Genomic DNA, 18,425 nt, shown 5'->3' on the forward strand with positions numbered 1-18,425 from the left:
ATGCAGGAAACGTTGTTTTTCGATAAAAAATGGATGCTTGGATTGCTAATTTCCTGGAACAGTATGTGCCACCATTCGATGGCCGCAAGCCCGCAGGCGCCCCGCCCCAACATTATTCTATTCCTATCGGATGATTTGGGTTATGGAGACCTGGGATGCTATGGGAATTCCATCATCCAAACCCCACACCTGGATCAATTTGCCAGGGAAGGGGTGCGCATGACCGACATGCATTCCGCCGCATCGGTTTGTTCCCCTTCAAGGGCCGCAATTCTCACCGGAAGGAACGGGTACCGAAGCGGTTTCTACAACATTGCCGGCTTTTTCGGAACGACCCTCAGCAAAGACGAAATCACCCTGCCCCAACTGCTGCAGGAAGTGGGCTATGAAACCGCATTTTTTGGCAAATGGCACCTATCGAAGCTGGAATCGCCGGAAGAAGTATCCGTAAACGAAATGGGTTTTGACTATTCCCTGGCCACTTCCGTCAATGCCTTTGGAACAGGACCGAAAAACCCGGAAAAATTCGTCAGAAACGGGGTTCCCGAAGGTCCGATGGAGGGCTGGTACGTGGACATCGTTACCCGGGAAGCAAGCAGCTGGATCGCTGGGAGAGGGAATTCCGACAACCCTTTTTTCCTGATCGTTTCGACCAACGAGCCGCACACCCCGCTGGATCCGCCGAAAAGCTTCGCAAGCGCTTATGATACGGAGGAGGTGCGGAAACTATCCGGGCAGGTTTCTTACGGAGGCGTACCGCGGCCTACCAAAGATTTGACGCACCATTCAAAGGAATACTACGGAACGGTAGCGCAGCTAGACCATTCTTTTGGCACGTTTATGCGCTTTATTGATGAGCAAGGATTGCGCGAATCCACCCTGGTCATTTTCACCAGCGATAATGGTCCGGAATATCCCGTTACCCTGGAAGAGTCCAAAGGCGAATGGGAAGACCCCATTCGGGACAACTGTTTTGGTACCCCCGGAATACTGCGGGGCATGAAGCGGTATCCCTACGAGGGGGGGCATCGCGTTCCCGGCTTGATTCGATGGCCCGGACAGATTCCCGCCGGGACGGAGAGCGATCGGCTCTTTAACGGGACCGATTTCCTCCCCACGCTGTGCACACTGGCCGGCACCGCCATACCGAAGGACCGAACCATCGATGGTACGGATGCTTTTCAGGCGTTTCTCGGAAAAGACTACGAACGTGAAGTTTTACCTATCTGGTTTTTTCTGTTGAATGCTTCTGACATGCCTGGAATGGCCCAAATGGCCATGCGCGATTCGGAGTACGTGTTGGTGGGCAGACTGGGCCCTGCCCGTGGAGACTTTATTGGTCTGCCAGGTCCGGGAACCTATCCGGCTGTGGATTGGCTGAAAACTGCCGTTCCCGACTCCTTTGAACTGTACAACATTAAAAAAGATCCAGGTCAAACCCGGGATATTTCGCAGCAGGAATACGGGCGGTTGCTGGATTTGATTCCCAAAATGCAACAACTTTGGCTGGACATCCGGGACGAAGGCCCCTGGTGGGGACGGATTCCCGATTAAACCCATCTCTGTTGTTTTTTTATTAGGTGTATTTCATTTATCTTTTGAACAGAATCGTTGACAAAACCCATGAAGTTAAAATTTAATGCAAAACAGGCGCTTGTTTTCTTATTTATTGCCTTGGCTTGCGAAAACAATTCCGACAAGAAGACCACCATGGAAATCTCGCCTGATGGTTTTATCCTTCAGGAATCCGATCTACCGGCTTACGAAAAAAACATCGATCATAGAGGATTACTGGAAGCCCTTGGCGACAGGCACGGGGAGTCCATGCGTACCGGAGAACACATCTATACGAATACCTGCGCCACGTGCCATGGGGATCCGGAACAGCAGGGATCCTTGCCGACGGCATTTAAATTTTGGGAGGGCACGTTTAAGGTGGGAAACGATCCCTATTCCATCTACCAGACCCTTACCCGCGGTCACGGTGCCATGCCTCCCCAGGTAAACCTGACGCCTGTGGAAAAATACGACGTTATTCACTACATACGCGAAACGTTTGTGGCCCCGGAAAACCCCACCCAATACCTTGCCCTGAACGAAGCGTACCTGGCAGGTTTGCCTGCTGGCAGCAGCATGGGGCCGGAACCCCGGGAATACAAGCCCTGGGCGGAGATGGATTACGGTAATTTTCTGATCAACACCTACGAACTGGTACCGGCGGATGCAGCCCCCAGGCAGCGGTCCACCGGGCCGGTGCAGCCGCTCCCGGATGAGGATTTTAGCAAGGCTAATTTTGCCTATAAAGGCATTGCCGTTCGACTGGACGAAGGAAGCGGGGGCGTGGCTGCAGGAAATGCCTGGATGCTATTTGATCACGACCTGATGCGGGTAGCCGGCGGCTGGACAGGAGAGGGTTTTATCGACTGGGAAGCCATTCTTTTCAACGAAAAACACAACATTTCGCCGAGAACGATCGGAGAACTTCACTTCGAAAACGAAACCGGCCCCGGCTGGGCGCATCCTCGAAGCGGAACGTTTGAGGATCCCCGGTTTCAGGCCCGGGACGGACGCAGATTCGGCCCCCTTCCCCGGGATTGGGCACAGTACAAAGGGCTGTATGCGTACGAAGACCGGACAATCGTTTCTTATACCGTAGGCGATACACCTGTTTTGGAGACATTCGGTGTTGCGTATTCTGGCGATCGACCCGTTTTTACCCGAACGTTGAACCTCAGCCCTTCGGGTGAATTACTTAAAATGCGGGTGGCTCCAGTGGGAACAGAAGTAGCCCTGAGGGGGTCAGGAGCGGAGCTGGTAGAGGAAAACGGCTACCAGCTACTGCATGTCACGGATACTGACCCAATCAAGATCAAGCTATTTCTGGCGGCACCGGGCTTTACAGGCCTGCAGGAGTACGTCCGTAATGCCGCTCCCGCCGAATCGTTATCGGCGTTTATCAGTGGAGGGCCCGCCCGCTATCCGCAACTTCTGGAGACGGCCATAATACCGGGGGAGCAGGAGGGTGCTTTTCAGGTAGATATTTTGAATCCACCGTTTAACAGTCCCTGGAAAAACCAGCTGCGCTTGAGTGGGCTGGATTTTTTCAAAGACCGAAACAAAGGCGTGGTTTGTGCCACGGATGGAGACGTTTGGCTGGTGGAAGGATTTACCGAAAACGAGGGAAAACTAACCTGGCAGCGAATCGCTTCCGGGCTATTCCAGCCCCTGGGAATCAAGGTAATTAACGAAGAAATTTTTGTAACCTGCCGGGACCAAATCGTCCGGCTGCAGGATTACAATGGGGATGGAGAAACCGACTTTTACGAAAGCTTCAACAGCGATCATCAGGTGACCGACCATTTTCATGAGTTTGCCATGGGCTTGCAAGCCGATGCAGAAGGGAATCTGTACTATGCCAAGAGTGCCCGTCATGCCCGAGAACCCCTGGTACCGCAGCACGGGACCTTGCTACGTGTCAGTCCCGATGGGGAGCGCACGGACATTATTGCTACGGGATTTCGGGCGGCCAATGGGGTCTGCCTCAATCCGGACGGTACCTTTATTGTCACCGATCAGGAGGGGCACTGGAACCCCATGAACCGCATCAACTGGGTGGAAGAGGGCGGTTTTTATGGGAACATGTTTGGGTTTAATCCACCGGCGGATAGCACCGACTCCGGAATGGAACAGCCGCTGGTGTGGGTAGAGCGGGAGCGGGATCGATCGCCCTCCGAATTGCTTTGGGTGGATAGTAAAAAATGGGGAGCCTTGAACGGTAAACTGCTCAGTTTCTCGTATGGTTACGGAAAGATCTATCTGGTTCCATTTGAAAAACTGGACGGTCAGGTACAGGGAGGGATTGTAGAGCTTCCCTTACCTCGTTTTGCCACCGGCGTGATGCGGGGTCGGTTCAATCCGGAAGACGGTCATTTGTATCTTTGTGGGCTATCTGCCTGGGGTTCGACGCAGCCCCAATTGGGAGGACTCTACCGCATTCGCATGACCGATACCCCGGTGAATCTGCCGGTAGGAATTCAGGCCCAGGAAGATGGGGTGCTACTAACCTTTACCGAAAAACTGGATGAAAACAGCGTAGAAAATTTGGGCAATTTTACCGTTGCTACCTGGGATTTACTGCGGTCAAGAAAGTACGGATCCAAGCATTACAACGAACAGGAATTGCCCCTGGAGGCGGCCGAATTGGGTCGGGATGGAAAATCGGTAAAGCTAAAAATCCCTGGTATTCAACCCACATGGGTGATGGAGATCCACTATTCGTTGGAAAGCGAAAGCGGCGAAGCCGTGGAAGGATTGATTCAAAACACCATTCACAAGCTGGGAGAGGCATCTTCCTTGTAACAGAAACCCCTCCAGTCACATACCTGGGCTGGAGGGGTTAATTCGCTATTTTGTATGAATTTTTAACAGCTTTTATAAAATTGGCCTTGTCCGAGTTTTCGTTCGATTTCTTTTGCGGCCTTCGTAATGGATAGCCCACCCAGGTTGGTGCAGCGCAGGGTATTGGGAATGCTTTTGCCCACCTCGTACATGGTTTCGATGACTTCGTCGAGGGGAATCAAATGGTCGTAATCTGCCAGTGCCATGTTGGCGCAGGAAAGGGCATTGGAGGCGGCCATCACGTTTTTGTTTAGGCAGGGGGCTTCCACCCGGTTGCCTATGGGATCGCAGATCATGCCCAGGGAGCTTTGCAAGGCCATGGAAGCCGCGGAAATACTTTGGGGTAGCTGGCCCCCGGCCAGGTATACCAGCGCGGCAGCAGCCATGGAAGAGCCCGAGCCGCATTCTGCCTGGCAGCCTCCCACTTCTGCAGCAAAGGTAGAATGGGCCGCAATAAATACACCGATCAGGCCTGCAATTAGCAGGGCTTTTACCGTTTCCTCTTCCGATAAGCCCAAGGAGTCCGAAACTCCCAGTACAGCACCGGGCATGGCCCCGCAGGAGCCGGCGGTTGGTGCGGCCACGATTACTCCCATGGAGCTTTTTACTTCCATGATTGCGGACACATACATGATGATTCGGTTCAGCACGTCTCCATCCACAAGCTTTTTGCTTTCCATCAGCGATTTGAATTTCACGGATTGTGGACCCAGGATCCGGTCCTGGTATTCGGTCCCTTTCAGGCCGGTGCTCACCGCATCCTTGAGGATTTTCCGGATGTCGTCCATTTTGTCCAGTACCTCTTGTTCCGAAATGTTACCACGCATGCTTTCGTACCGAAGGGCCAGCTCCCAAAGCGATAAGTCCTTGCCTTCGTTATAGGCCAACATTTCCTCGCAGGTAATAAAGGGAACTTGTTGATTTTTGGCGGTGAGCACGGGCAAAACGGGCCGTATTCGTTTGACCTGGGACACGTTTTCAAGTTGTTCCAGTTCCCCTAGGACCGCTTCCTCCGGAAATTGTTGTGCTTTTAGTTCAATATAGGATGGCTCGCCGGTCCGTATTTCCAGACCATCTACCTCCGGTAAGGCATGACTTAAGTAGTTTATTGTGCCAGCTGGATCGTTGGTGTAGATCAGCGTCAGGTAGCAGTCACCTGCAAAAGAAACCGCGGCCCCGTCGATCTCAATCACCTCAATCATGCCTCCGCCGGTAGAAATGGCCGTTACCTGATGCGTCTCCCAGGGATTTGTCAGGGTGATTTTGTAGGTATTGGGGTGGTCGGCCTGTATATCGCGGATGGAAATGGTAACTTGAATACCGGCAGCGCCCATGTGCTGCTCGGCCTGAACCAGGCGCTCGTCGTACGCCTCCCATCCCAGAAAGCCGCCAAACAATCCCATATCCGATCCCTGTTCCTTGTGGGTAGTGGCCAGGGAGCCCTCCGGATCAAATTCTATTTCAATGGAGGAGATGCGCCCGCCCATTAGGTCGTGGCAGATCCTTCCGATTCGAAGCGAAGCGGCACAGTGAGAGCTCGAAGGTCCCCGCATCACCGGGCCTACGACGTCGTTAAATATACTTGGATAGTTCATGGTTGCTATTGTTTTGGTCTGTAGTTAAATGTAGTGGTATTTGCCGCCGATCCATTTTCAAATTTTAGCTAATTTGTATACTATCTTAGCAATTCGCTGATTATTTGTATGCTTTTTTGCTTTCTATCTGCATTTGGTCTAAATTAATCGAGTGAGTAACCATTGTTCCTTAAGCCATGCAGCCATTACACTTTAAAGTACCCCGATTAAAAGAAGAGACCATCCGGGTGGAATGTTGGGACCTGGATAATTTTTTCGAACCCATCCATTACCACGAAGAGTTTCAGATTTCATTGATCCGGGAAGGGGAGGGTTCCCTGTTTGTTGCGGAAAGCGTCATCCCCTTTAAGAAAGGGGAGATTTACCTTTTTGGCAAGAATCTTCCACACGTATTTCGAAACAAAAACTTTGCCTATGCCGGTAGCGGGCATCCTAAGGCAAAGGCCGTCTCGGTATTCTTTAATCAGGATGTGCTTAAAAGTTCCCTAAGTGATATACCGGAAGCCTATGCCATACAGCGATTGATTGATTTTTCGGTGTATGGGGTGAAGGTTTCCGATTCCAAACAAACAGAACTCAGCCGAAAACTGGCCGTGCTTCCCGAAAAAAATTCGTTTGAACGATTTCTGGGGCTGTTGGATATCCTTGAATGCATATCTAAAGACAACAACCTCCATTTTATTTCATCTCTGGGCATTCCCTTACATTCCGTACAGGAGAATTTACCCAAGATAAACCTGGTTTTTGATTACGTAAGGAAAAATTTCAGCGAAAAGATCAGCCTCAAACAAGTAGCGGCATTGGTAAACATGTCGCCGACGGCCTTTTGCCGGTATTTTAAGTACAAAAGCCAAAAGACCTTTTCCCGGTTTTTGATAGAAGTTCGGATAGCCAATGCCTGCCGCCTCTTGTACCAGGATGATTTCAATACCTCCGAATGTTGCTACAGTTCCGGCTACAACAACCTTTCCAACTTCCACAAACATTTTAAAAGTGTCACCGGTATGACGCCGCTTGAATACAGAAACAATATCCTGAAACAATCGAATTGATTTCCGATGGATTGCTTGTGCCGAATACCGAGAAGCAGGCAAATAAAAATTACTGCCTGGCGAAGGGTTGCATCGGCGTGAGTTTCCTGTTTTTCGTTAAAATACCATACCCTTTGGATAAAATGATGGAATAGTAAATCTATTGGAAGCGCCTATCTTTATGCCTGTAGTTAGCGAGCGGTATTCCAGGAGATTGGAATGCATAGGCGTATACGCTGACTGGGTTTAGGTGTGCAACTAGTTCGTGTCTGCAAATGAATAAGATCGTCTTTCTTTCGGTGTATTTTTTTATCCTTTCAGGAGTCGGTTTCTCCCAACGCAGTTTTAGCCTGGAGGATATCTACCGGGACAATGCATTTGCTGCTGCCAAATTCGGCCCCATTCGATGGATGCGGGATTCGAAGGGCTATTCAAGTATTGAAAAGAATGCAGACGTAGACGGGGACGACCTGGTTCGGTACGATGCAGCCTCAGGCCGGCGAAGCCTTCTTGTGTCTGCGGAAGAATTGATTCCGGAAGGTCAGACAGCACCTTTGCAGATAGCCGATTACCACTGGTCGGCGGATAACCGGAAGTTGCTGCTTTTTACCAACACGCGAAAGGTATGGCGGTACCATACCCGGGGTGACTATTGGGTATTGGATCGGGAAACAAAAGCATTGAGGCAGCTTGGTAGGGGACTCCCGGGGTCCAGTCTGATGTTTGCCAAGTTCTCTCCGGACGGTTCCCGCGTCGCCTATGTAAGCAAAAACAATATTTTCGTTGAATTCCTGGAAAGTGGAGCGATCATTCCACTCACCAACGATGGAGGAGAAAATACCATCAACGGTACCTTTGATTGGGTATACGAGGAGGAGTTGGGATGTCGCGATGGCTTTCGCTGGAGTCCCGACGGGGAGCACATCGCCTACTGGCATTCCGATACGCGCGACATTGGGACTTTTTACCTGATAAATAACATTGACTCGGTGTATTCCCAACCCATTCCCTTACCCTATCCCAAAGTCGGAAGCAAGCTATCAACCGTCAAAATCGGTGTGGTTTCTGCTGAGGGAGGAGACAGCAGGTGGTTTGCAGTTCCGGGCGACCCAAAAAACAATTACCTGGCCCGGATGGATTTTATTCCGGATTCTGACGAGGTGCTGATCCAACAGCTAAACCGGCGGCAGAATACCAATACCGTTTGGGTGGGGGATATCACTACCATGTCGCTTTCCCGGGTGCTGGAAGAAAAAGAAGAAACCTTTTTGGACATTCACGACAACTTAATTTGGCTGGATGGACAGCAGTACTTTACCTGGACCAGTGAGCGGGACGGATGGAGGCATTTGTATAAGGTATCCCGCGATGGATCTTCCATTACCTTACTCACCCAGGGGGATTTCGACGTGGAACGAATCAGTCACATCGATCCCGAGGGAGGGTATGTGTATTACATCGCCTCTCCTGATAATTTCACCCAACGGTACCTGTACCGAAGCCCGATAGACCGACCGGGGCCGGCTGAGCGAATTACACCTACCGATCTTCCCGGACAGCATGCCTATCAGCTTTCGGGCGACTCACGCTTTGCTATACACACCTATCACAATGCGGTCAGACCCCCGCGTATTTCGCTGGTAGCACTTCCTACCCATCGCGAATTACGGATATTGGAAGAAAATCGGGCGCTTAAGGAAAAATACGATGCTCTCGGACTGCGTCCGAAGGAGTTTATCAAAGTGGATATTGGTGAGCTGGTCCTGGATGCATTTATGATCAAGCCCATTGCGTTTGACCCGACCAAGAAGTATCCGTTGTTACTCTACGTGTACGGCGAGCCCGCGGGATCTACTGTGCAGGACAGCTGGATGAACGGGGATCTTTGGCACCAGTACCTGGCGCAGCTGGGTTACGTGATCGTGAGTATTGACAACCGGGGAACCAAAACTCCACGCGGCAGGGATTGGCGAAAGTCCATTTATGGGCAGATAGGCATTCTGGCCGCGGAGGAGCAGCATGCAGCCGCTCAAAAGATCCTCTCCTCCCATGACTTTATCGATGCATCCCGCGTGGGAATTTGGGGATGGAGCGGTGGAGGTCAGATGACCTTAAACTGTATGTTCCGCTACCCAGACGTGTACAAAACTGGTATTGCGGTATCCTTCGTATCCGATCAGCGCCTGTACGATGCCACGTATCAGGAACGCTACATGGGGCTCCTGGAGGACAATCCGGAGGGATACCGGGATGGTTCTCCCATTCATCACGCCCAGCACCTGCAGGGCGATCTGCTTATCATGCACGGCACGGCCGATGACAACGTACACTACCAAAGTTTTGAAATGTTGGTAGATCGTTTGATTCAGTATAACAAGCAGTTTTCCATGATGGTATACCCGATGCGGGCGCATGGGATCAATGAACGAGAAAACACCTCCCTTCACGTGCGAGAGACCATGAAAAAATTCTGGATAGAACATTTGGAACCGGGACCCCGTTAGGCGGAGCCCTGAAAATGCGTTTATACTAACCCTGAATGCAAAACAGTAGGCTATGTTGAAACTCTTAAATAAAAAGCTATGATAAAATGGAAAGGAGTATTTCCAGCGATTACCACCAAATTTACTTCGGATGACAAGCTTGATTTAAACGCTTTTCATGCCAATATCAAGGTACAACTAAAAGCGGGAATCGATGGAATCATCATCGGCGGTAGTCTGGGTGAGGCAAGTACGCTCAGCGACCGGGAAAAAGAGGTACTGGTACAATCCACCGTGGAACTGGTATCTGATAAAATTCCAGTAGTACTGACCATAGCTGAGCAATCCACGAAAAAAGCGGTGGAGTTGGCACAGGCCGCGCAGGAAAGTGGCATCAAGGGCTTGATGGTTTTGCCGCCCATGCGGTACTACGCGGATTCGCGCGAAACGCTTGCATTTTTCAAGGAAGTTGCGGCTGCCACCGACCTTTCCATCATGGTTTACAACAATCCCATCGATTATAAGATTTTGGTAACCCCGGACATGTTTGAGGAATTGGCATCGTGTAAGAATATACAAGCTGTCAAAGACTCATCCAGAGACCTCACGCTGATTACCAAGATGATCAACCGTTTTGGAGATAGGTTCAAAATCCTGGCAGGTGTAGATCCATTGGCCCTGGAAAGCCTGGTACTCGGGGCGCATGGCTGGGTAGCCGGCCTGGTATGTGCGTTTCCTTACGAGACTGTGGCCATTTATCGCCTTGTAAAGGAAGGGCGAATTGCAGAGGCATTGGAAATCTACCGTTGGTTTTTCCCACTTTTGGAATTGGATATTCACCCAAAACTGGTGCAATATATCAAGTTGGCAGAGGTCGCCACCGGTTTGGGAACGGAATACGTACGGGCACCGCGGCTGATGCTGTCCGGGGAAGAACGGAAGCAAATTTGGAAAATTATCGAAGATTCGCTTGCTGTACGGCCCGATCTACCGACCTGGCAAAAAATGACCCTGTGAGCGTTGGGTAAGCCAGGAAATTTTATAGAGATTTACACACGGGTATTTCTACCCGCACCGGCTTGGTGCACCCAAACTGTATGGAACGAACCATGGATTTATTTTCAAAAGAAACCTACCAGGAACGACGACGCAACTTGATGAAATCCGTCTCAGGCGGGGTTTTATTGTTTTTAGGTAATGAAGAAAGTAGTAGTAATTTTAAAGACAACTGGTATCCCTTCCGGCAGGATAGTTCCTTTTTGTATTTTTTTGGGCTGGACTTGCCGGGTCTGGTAGCAGTGGCGGACCTGGAGGAGGACCAAGTGATCCTCTTTGGAGACGAGCTGTCTACCGAAGAGCTGGTATGGCATGGAGAAAAGCCCAAATTGGTAGATTTGGCGGCCTTGGTCGGGGTACAAGAAGTGAGACCATCCAAAGATATTGGCAGCTTCCTGGCCAAATCCGCCCAGTGTAGAATTCATTTTCTACCCCCTTACCGGCCGGAAAATACCCTGAAGCTGATGGACTGGCTGGGCCTTGCAGCCGCCCAAATTAAGGACCGGGTTTCTGTGGAATTCATCAAGGCCGTTGCGGCGTTACGATCGATTAAATCAGCCGAGGAAGTCCGTGAGATTACCAAAGCAGTGAACCATACCGTAAACGTGCATCGCAAGGTCATGCAAAGCACCCAAGCGGGCATGTACGAATACGAATTGCTAGGAATGGTCTCCGGGGAAACATTGTCGGGAAGAGGTAGCCTTTCGTTTCCGCCCATCATTACCACCGATGGGCAGACCTTGCACAACCACCGGTATGCCAACCGCCTGGAGCGGGGAAAAATGCTACTCGGTGACTTTGGTACCGAGACAGCCATGCATTATGCCGGCGATATTACCCGCACGATTCCGGTCGGTAAGCGGTTTTCAGCAGTACAGCGAGAGGTATATGAGATCGTATGGCTGGCGCACCGTTCGGCAATTGCCGCGTTGAGGCCAGGCGTACGTTTTCTGGATGTACACCTCCTGGCCTGTCGGAAGATTACCGAAGGGCTCAAAACCATGGGGCTTATGAAGGGTGATGTAGAGGAGGCCGTACGACAAGGAGCGCACGCCATGTTCTTTCCCTGCGGCCTGGGTCATCTGATGGGATTGGACGTACACGACATGGAAGATTTGGGTGAGTCGTACGTAGGATACACGGATCAATTGCAGAAAAGCAGCCAATTTGGCCTAAAATCCTTGCGATTTGGCAAGGAACTGGAAGCAGGGCAGGTGCTCACAGTGGAGCCGGGTATTTATTTTATTCCCCAACTAATGGATTCCTGGAATGCCCAAAACCTGCATCGGGACTTTATCAATTTCGAAAAATTGGCCGATTTTCGTGATTTTGGTGGTATTCGGATCGAGGATGATTTTCTGATTACGTCTAATGGTTCGGAGCTTTTGGGTATGCCACTGGAAACTTCCCCCGACGAAGTTGAATCCCTTCGTAGCAACGCGGGTTAAGGTGGCTCCCGGGAGCCATTTGCATACTCCTGCGCGCTGTGCGGATCCCCGGTAGGCTACCATTTTTCCCTAATCCCGGGCGTTTCATTAGGTTATTTTTTTTTAAATCCCGAACTTCTGTTTCATTTAGCAGCTTCCACGACAAACGAAGGGGTCCCGGTCAGGTTGGCCGGTAAGCGCATTGGCTCCTCCGATTTTCCGTGCGGTGAGTGGCGGTATTCTGGAACAAAAAAAGCAAGGACATGCAAAAGATACTTTCGGGTAATGAGGTAAAATCACTGGATCAACAGTACGTTGCAGGGGAAGGAATTTGCTCGTACCAACTGATGGAACGAGCGGCGCGGGTTTTCTGTGCGTGGTTTGTTCAAGAGGTACCAATGGAGAAACCCGTTTCCATTTACTGCGGGACAGGAAACAATGGAGGAGATGGGCTGGCCATCGCACGAATACTCAATCAGGCAGGATATAGGGTACATGTAGGGCTGATAGGGGATCCGGATTCCGGTTCGTCCGATTTCCGGCAAAACCTTCAGGTTTTGCCGGAAAGGGTTTCCCTGGATAGCTGGGAAAAATGTCCTTCCGGGCAGGTGATTGTTGATGCGATTTTTGGCGTGGGTATCAATCGACCATTGGGCGGTGATTACCAAAGCCTGGTGCAGGAGTTAAATGCCCGTGCTGCATTAAAAATAAGTGTGGACATGCCGTCGGGCCTGCCTTCCGATGGGCCTGCCGAGGGGGATGTGTTTCGAGCCGATTATACGGTGAGTTTCCAATTTCCAAAGCTTTCTTTATTGGCACCGGAACACGCGGTATTCACCGGCAAGCTAGTGGTTAAAAGCATCGGTATCGACAGAGGTTATTTTGAATCCTTTGATTCCAGACGGTTTTTTTATTCGGGTGAAGCCCTGGAAACCCTGCACAAGACTTTTCCAAATTCAAGCCACAAGGGTGATTTTGGGAGAATCATTTTGGCAGGAGGAAGTTATGGCAAAATGGGATCCATCGGCCTGAGTACCCGTGCCGCTTTGCGTACCGGGTCGGGCCTGGTTTTTTGCAAGGTTCCTGCTTGTGGCGTAGACATCCTACAAACCAGCATACCGGAAGCCATGGTACTGCCACCCGGGGGAGAAACCGAAGTGGGCGGTAGCCTGGAAACCGAGGGGATCGATGCGGTGGGCATGGGTCCCGGGCTTGGCAAGGGCAAAGGTGCGGTGGAATTGGTGCATGAGTTGCTGCGCCGTTACACCGGCCCCGCCGTTTTGGATGCCGATGCCATCAATATTTTGGGAGATCATCCGGAATGGCTGTCGTTTTTGCATGCCAAGGTGGTGCTAACCCCCCACCTCAAGGAGTTTGAACGGCTCACGGGCATTGAAGCGAAAAATCACTTTCACCGGATGGATCTTGCCAGGGATTTCGTAGTGAAATACGGCTGCGTGCTGGTGCTAAAAGGGGCCTATACGCTGATTAGTTTTCCGGATGGGCAACAGGTATTCAATAATTCGGGCTCCGTACACATGGCTACTGGCGGTTCGGGAGACGTATTGACCGGCATACTCACCTCGTTTCTTGGGCAGGGATATTCCATGAAAAACGCCGTTTTATGTGGTGTATTTCATCACGGACACGCCGGGGAATTGGCAGGGTCCCAATTCGGAAGGGGGACCCTGGCCAGTGATATCCTTGAAAAAATACCCGAGAGTTTTCGGCATTTCGGTATCGTCTGATTTTACTCGAACGTCAGTTTCAAAATTTTATCATCATGCAGACGCAACGCTGCCCGCCCGTCAGTATTGCTGGTGGTCACGTACAGATTTCCATCGGGCCCAACGGTGACGTCCCGCATTCGTCCGTAAATCCCTTTGGAAGGGGCATAGGAAAACCAGCGTTCGACCCGCTTCACTTCGTACTCGTTTTCCTTATCGACTACCAATCGGATCAGTGCTTGCCCTCCAAGGGAGGCCACATACAAATCCCCTTTGTAGAAAGTCATGCCGGCCGGAGGGACGGCCGCTTTGTTCCAGGAGGCTTTGGGATCCACATAGGCTTGCATCCCGGGAGCTCCGACAACGATGGGCCACCCATGGTTACCTCCTTTTTCCACCATATTTATTTCGTCCCGGTAGCGCACACTTCCCTCTACTTCAGCGCCCGAAGGACCGTGTTCAGAGTTAAAGAAAGCGCCGGTCTCCGGATCCCAGGCGAATCCCTGCACCACCCGATGCCCGTAGGAATAGACCGGTGAGTTGGGAAAGGGATTGTCAGAGGGAATTGCCCCTTCGTCGGTTAGTCGCAGTATTTTGGAGGCCAGGTTTTTGGTATCCTGTGCCACAAAGGGCTGGGACATGTCGCCGGTTCCAATGTACAGCATGCCGTCAGGGCCGAACGCAATCCGACCACCCAGGTGGATTGCATAGGCCGGTATTTTGTCCAAAATCACCTTGTCTACTTGGGCAGTAGTGCCGGTATCTTTTAGCCGAACCACTTTACTTAAAAGCCGATCTTCCGCATCCCGGTAGGCATGCATGACGTAAATCCACTGATTGGTTTCAAAATTCGGATGTACTGCCATACCCATCAGGCCGGCATCCACTTCGTGAATGGTACCGGGAACATCCAGGTAGGGGACTGGTTCGGAATGCCCGGCGGGGATACGGACGATCGTTCCGGGTCGCTGTGCTACCAGGGCGTCGCCATTAGGCAGAAACCGGAGGGACCAGGGTATGGTCAGGCTATCCACCCAGACTTCAACTTTTACACCGGGTACCTCCGGGAGAAATACGTCTTCTGTTTTCTGTGGTACTTCGCCCAAAATGGGCTGGGCTTTTTGCACAGGGGTTTGCGCCTGCAAGCCAAGGGACAGGAAGAGGAAAAGGAGTAGGTAAAAAACAGGTGTGGGATTCATATGCATTCGGTTATTTTTATTTGTTTAAACCCTCTTGGAACAGCATTCGTTCCAGCCCAGACCGGATCTTCGCTTACAGGTCGATTTTCAACTGCTCCGGTAAGAGCCGGAAGGATTTGCGGTGTAGGGGACTGGGGCCCAGTTTCCGAATGCCTTCCCGGTGTTCTCGGGTAGGGTAACCCACGTTTCGTTCCCAGCCATAGCCCGGATAGTCCCGGGAAAGCCTGGCCATGAGTTCGTCCCGGTAGGTTTTTGCCAGGATGGAGGCGGCTGCAATGCTGGCAAATTTCCCATCTCCTTTTACGACACAATCAAAGCTGATGTCTCGTACCGATTTGAATCTGTTTCCGTCGATCAGCAAATGATCGGGTGATACATCCAACGCATCTACAGCCCGATTCATGGCCAGAAAGGAGGCGTTCAGAATATTCAATTCGTCGATTTCGGCTACCGTAGCGCTTCCTATGGCCCAGCTCAAAGCCTGGGATTTAATCTCTTCTGCTAGCGATTCCCGGCGGGATTTGATGATCTTTTTGGAGTCGTTGATCCATTCATTGGCGTAGTCGGGGGCAAGGATCACCGCTGCTGCCACCACCGGCCCGCACAAGCATCCCCTGCCTACCTCGTCGCAGCCGGCCTCTTTTCGGTTAGCTTTTAAATAAGGTAGCAGCATTGGGATAAAACTGTTTCTCCTTGTAGTACTTGTGGATCAGTTCCGCCACCAGACCTGTCCAGCCGGTCTGATGGGAGGCCCCGAGGCCCCGGCCATTGTCCCCATGGAAATACTCGTAAAACAAGATCAGATCCTGGAAGTGCGGGTCTTCCTGCATTTTTTTGTTGTCTGCGTAGATGGGGCGGTAGCCGCTGGAATCCTTGCGAAACAGGTTGATTAGCCGAAGTGATAGTTCCTTTGCGATCAAGTCCAGGGTCATAAACTTTCCGGAACCGGTGGGATATTCGATGGAAAAAGTACCCCCGTAATAAAAATCAAATTTTTTCAGGGATTCGATGATGAGGTAATTGATAGGAAACCAGATGGGGCCTCTCCAGTTACTGTTGCCGCCAAACATGGTGGTCTCCGATTCACCGGGCGCGTAGCTGACCGAAAACCGGCTGCCATTGATCTGCACCGAATAGGGATTTTTGAGGTGGTCTTTGGACAAGGAACGGATACCGTATTCGGATAGAAATTCGGTTTCATCCAGCATTTTGTACAGAATGCTTTTCATGCGGTGCCCGCGGAGGAGCGAAAAAAGCCTTCTTTTTTCCTGACCGGGATGTATCCAATTGGAAACCAGCGCGGCCAACTTTGGTTTTTCCTTAAAAAAGAAATCCAGACGTTTTTTGAATTCGGGAAGGTCGTCGAAAAGCTCTTCCCGTATGGGTTCCACTGCAAATAGCGGAATGATCCCCACTATGGACTTCACCTTCATCAACTTAGGTTCTTCTCCCGACAAGTGCAGCACATCAAAAAAGAAATTGTCTTCGTCATCCCAAAGGCTGATATTTTCTTTGGAGATATTGCTCATGGCCCCTGCGATGTATAAAAAATGCTCCAAAAATTTGGTCGCTGTATGCTGGTATACCTTGTTGAATTCACACAAATCCAGGGAAATTCGCAGCATGTTCAAACAAAACATCGCCATCCAGGAGGTAGCATCTGCCTGCTCGAGTTTCCCGAAGAGTTTGTCCACATGGCTTCTATCAAAAACGCTGATATTATCCAGCCCCAAAAACCCACCTTCAAAGATGTTTTTACCCTCCTCGTCTTTTTGGTTGACCCACCAGGTAAAATTAAGTAGTAATTTGTGAAAGGCCCGTTCCAGGAACTCCTGGTCGCCTTTATTCTGTCCGTTGTATTTTTTGTCAATTTGATACACCCGTTGAACCGCATAGGCATGTACGGGAGGGTTGACATCGTTGAAATTCCATTCGTAGGCAGGCATCTGCCCGTTTGGGTGCATGTACCAATCGTTTAACAGGACCAAAAGCTGGTCTTTTGCAAAATCCGGGTCCAGTCTGGCCAGGGGTATGCAGTGAAAGGCCAGGTCCCAGGCGGCATACCAGGGGTATTCCCATTTGTCCGGCATGGAAATAATGTCGTAGTTTTGCAAATGGCGCCAATTGCTGTTTCTGCCTGACTTTCGTTCCTGCGGAGGTTGGTACCTGCCCGGATCTCCTTCCAGCCAGCGCTCCACGTTGTAGTAGTAGAACTGTTTGCTCCATAGCATGCCGGCAAAAGCCTGTCGTTGTATCAGCTTCATTTCCGCGTCCTTCACCCGCTCCTGCAGGCCCCCGTAGAAGGATTCCGTATCTGCTATTCGGTCCTGAAAGGTTTTTTCTGCAGACTCCAGGGGTGTTTCCGTTGCTGCGTGTTGCATCCGAAAAACAACTTCCGCTTTTTCTCCTGCCGGGATGCAGATTTTGTAGATGGCCGCTGCTTTGGTTCCGGTAAATTTGGGGTTGAGGTGTTTCTTATCTCCCTGTACGACGTAATCATTGATGGCATCCTTCAGGTATTTCTTTTGGTTGCCGATGTGGTACAGCCGCTCCCGGTTGGTTTCGTTGTCGCAAAACTGTAAATCCGGTTCCCCTGAAAAGGTGAAGGTGTAGTTTCCGGATTTTGGAGAAAAAGCGGTCATTTTTGCAGGTCCGCTTTTCCTTAAGCTGGGCATAAAGGGTTCATCCCCGGTAAACCAGGTTTTTCTAAACCAAATGGTGGGCATTACCCAAATAGTGGCTTCTTCCGAACCGCGGTTATGAATGGTAGCCCGGGCAAAGATATCTTCCACATCGGCTTTGGCGTACTCAAGAAAAATATCAAAATAGGCATTCTTGTCAAATACACCGGTATCCAGTATTTCGTATTCTTTTTCGTTTTTCCCCCGCAATTGGTTTTGTTCCAACAGCTGCTGGTAAGGGAATGCTTCCTGGGGATACTTGTACAGCATTTTCATGTAGCTGTGCGTAGGAGAGGAGTCCAGGTAGTAGTACAACTCCTTCACGTCTTCTCCGTGATTGCCCTCGTTTCCCGTAAGCCCGTAAAAACGCTCCTTTATTAGGGGATCTTTTCCATTCCAAAAGGCCCATGCAAGACAAAGCTTCTGTTTGTGATCGCTGATTCCCCCGATCCCTTCCTCTCCCCATCGATAGGCCTTACTCCGGGCATCGTCGTGGGTGACGTTTTCCCAGGCAGCTCCATCCGGACTGTAATCCTCTCTAACAGTGCCCCATTGTCGTTCGGTGAGGTAGGGCCCCCATTTTTTCCAATGACGGATTTTTTCGCGGTTTTCCTTTAGTCGTTCTAACTCTTTATTCATGGGTATAGCTGGCCGTCCGTATAAAGGGCGAATTTAAACCATTTACCGTTCTAATTGCCAACTTATCCCGGATGTATTTCTATTTTTTTGTAACGAGGTTAAATTTTGTACGTTCTTGTTGGCAGTAAGCCATACAAGCAGCCGATAGGTGTTTTTTTTTGACCTGTTTTTTTCACGTCAGACTGAAAA

The 18,425-nt window shown here is 50.6% G+C and carries 11 protein-coding genes; 7 read left to right on the forward strand and 4 right to left on the reverse strand.

Features of this window, described 5'->3' with window-relative positions; genetic code table 11:
• The first annotated feature begins 33 nt into the window (after positions 1–33).
• Both GCU44_RS04015 and GCU44_RS04020 read left to right on the forward strand, forming a co-directional pair.
• Positions 34–1,554: a sulfatase family protein gene (locus GCU44_RS04015; RefSeq protein WP_241684832.1), complete on the forward strand. Its 1,521-nt coding sequence runs from the start codon at positions 34–36 to the stop codon at positions 1,552–1,554.
• 69 nt (positions 1,555–1,623) lie between these two features.
• Positions 1,624–4,359: a DUF6797 domain-containing protein gene (locus GCU44_RS04020; RefSeq protein WP_154854127.1), complete on the forward strand. Its 2,736-nt coding sequence runs from the start codon at positions 1,624–1,626 to the stop codon at positions 4,357–4,359.
• A 62-nt stretch (positions 4,360–4,421) separates the two neighbouring features.
• Here the strand turns inward: GCU44_RS04020 and GCU44_RS04025 are convergent, their stop codons facing one another.
• Positions 4,422–5,993: an L-serine ammonia-lyase, iron-sulfur-dependent, subunit alpha gene (locus GCU44_RS04025; protein ID WP_154854130.1), complete on the reverse strand. Its 1,572-nt coding sequence runs from the start codon at positions 5,991–5,993 to the stop codon at positions 4,422–4,424.
• A gap of 176 nt (positions 5,994–6,169) precedes the next feature.
• Here GCU44_RS04025 and GCU44_RS04030 point away from each other — a divergent pair, with 176 nt between their 5' ends.
• The 5 genes from GCU44_RS04030 (at position 6,170) to GCU44_RS04050 (ending at position 13,738) form a co-directional block, all read left to right on the forward strand.
• Complete coding sequence (locus tag GCU44_RS04030; RefSeq protein WP_154854135.1) at positions 6,170–7,045, forward strand: AraC family transcriptional regulator; 876 nt, start codon at positions 6,170–6,172, stop codon at positions 7,043–7,045.
• 254 nt (positions 7,046–7,299) lie between these two features.
• Positions 7,300–9,528: a S9 family peptidase gene (locus tag GCU44_RS04035; protein ID WP_154854138.1), complete on the forward strand. Its 2,229-nt coding sequence runs from the start codon at positions 7,300–7,302 to the stop codon at positions 9,526–9,528.
• A 78-nt stretch (positions 9,529–9,606) separates the two neighbouring features.
• The gene (locus GCU44_RS04040) at positions 9,607–10,524 is read left to right on the forward strand and encodes a dihydrodipicolinate synthase family protein (protein WP_154854140.1); all 918 of its coding nucleotides are present in this window, start codon (positions 9,607–9,609) and stop codon (positions 10,522–10,524) included.
• Positions 10,525–10,604: 80 nt separating this feature from the next.
• Positions 10,605–12,011, forward strand: a complete 1,407-nt coding sequence (locus tag GCU44_RS04045; protein WP_241684833.1) for an aminopeptidase P family protein — start codon at positions 10,605–10,607, stop codon at positions 12,009–12,011.
• A gap of 242 nt (positions 12,012–12,253) precedes the next feature.
• Positions 12,254–13,738, forward strand: a complete 1,485-nt coding sequence (locus tag GCU44_RS04050) for an NAD(P)H-hydrate dehydratase (protein ID WP_154854143.1) — start codon at positions 12,254–12,256, stop codon at positions 13,736–13,738.
• A 2-nt stretch (positions 13,739–13,740) separates the two neighbouring features.
• On the opposite strand, the gene GCU44_RS04055 is transcribed toward GCU44_RS04050, so the two are convergent.
• The 3 genes from GCU44_RS04055 to GCU44_RS04065 all read right to left on the reverse strand — a co-directional run bounded on the left by GCU44_RS04055 (position 13,741) and on the right by GCU44_RS04065 (position 18,236).
• A complete protein-coding gene (locus GCU44_RS04055) occupies positions 13,741–14,916 on the reverse strand; it encodes a PQQ-dependent sugar dehydrogenase (protein WP_154854146.1) in 1,176 nt (391 codons plus the stop codon).
• A 73-nt stretch (positions 14,917–14,989) separates the two neighbouring features.
• Positions 14,990–15,589, reverse strand: a complete 600-nt coding sequence (locus GCU44_RS04060) for a ribonuclease HII (RefSeq protein WP_154854149.1) — start codon at positions 15,587–15,589, stop codon at positions 14,990–14,992.
• Positions 15,564–18,236, reverse strand: a complete 2,673-nt coding sequence (locus GCU44_RS04065; RefSeq protein WP_154854152.1) for an MGH1-like glycoside hydrolase domain-containing protein — start codon at positions 18,234–18,236, stop codon at positions 15,564–15,566. Before GCU44_RS04065 ends, GCU44_RS04060 begins: the two co-directional genes overlap by 26 nt.
• Positions 18,237–18,425: the final 189 nt, after the last annotated feature.

Source organism: Cyclobacterium xiamenense (assembly GCF_009467825.1).
Classification (GTDB): Bacteria; Bacteroidota; Bacteroidia; order Cytophagales; family Cyclobacteriaceae; genus Cyclobacterium; species Cyclobacterium xiamenense.

What these genes read in the sequence shown, in the direction of transcription:
- GCU44_RS04020 (WP_154854127.1), top strand. Translation starts at nt 1,624, where the DNA reads ATGAAGTTAAAATTTAATGCAAAACAGGCGCTTGTTTTCTTATTTATT.
- GCU44_RS04025 (WP_154854130.1), bottom strand. Translation starts at nt 5,993, where the DNA reads ATGAACTATCCAAGTATATTTAACGACGTCGTAGGCCCGGTGATGCGG.
- GCU44_RS04060 (WP_154854149.1), bottom strand. Translation starts at nt 15,589, where the DNA reads ATGCTGCTACCTTATTTAAAAGCTAACCGAAAAGAGGCCGGCTGCGAC.
- GCU44_RS04015 (WP_241684832.1), top strand. Translation starts at nt 34, where the DNA reads ATGCTTGGATTGCTAATTTCCTGGAACAGTATGTGCCACCATTCGATG.
- GCU44_RS04050 (WP_154854143.1), top strand. Translation starts at nt 12,254, where the DNA reads ATGCAAAAGATACTTTCGGGTAATGAGGTAAAATCACTGGATCAACAG.
- GCU44_RS04055 (WP_154854146.1), bottom strand. Translation starts at nt 14,916, where the DNA reads ATGAATCCCACACCTGTTTTTTACCTACTCCTTTTCCTCTTCCTGTCC.
- GCU44_RS04065 (WP_154854152.1), bottom strand. Translation starts at nt 18,236, where the DNA reads ATGAATAAAGAGTTAGAACGACTAAAGGAAAACCGCGAAAAAATCCGT.
- GCU44_RS04040 (WP_154854140.1), top strand. Translation starts at nt 9,607, where the DNA reads ATGATAAAATGGAAAGGAGTATTTCCAGCGATTACCACCAAATTTACT.
- GCU44_RS04045 (WP_241684833.1), top strand. Translation starts at nt 10,605, where the DNA reads ATGGAACGAACCATGGATTTATTTTCAAAAGAAACCTACCAGGAACGA.
- GCU44_RS04035 (WP_154854138.1), top strand. Translation starts at nt 7,300, where the DNA reads ATGAATAAGATCGTCTTTCTTTCGGTGTATTTTTTTATCCTTTCAGGA.
- GCU44_RS04030 (WP_154854135.1), top strand. Translation starts at nt 6,170, where the DNA reads ATGCAGCCATTACACTTTAAAGTACCCCGATTAAAAGAAGAGACCATC.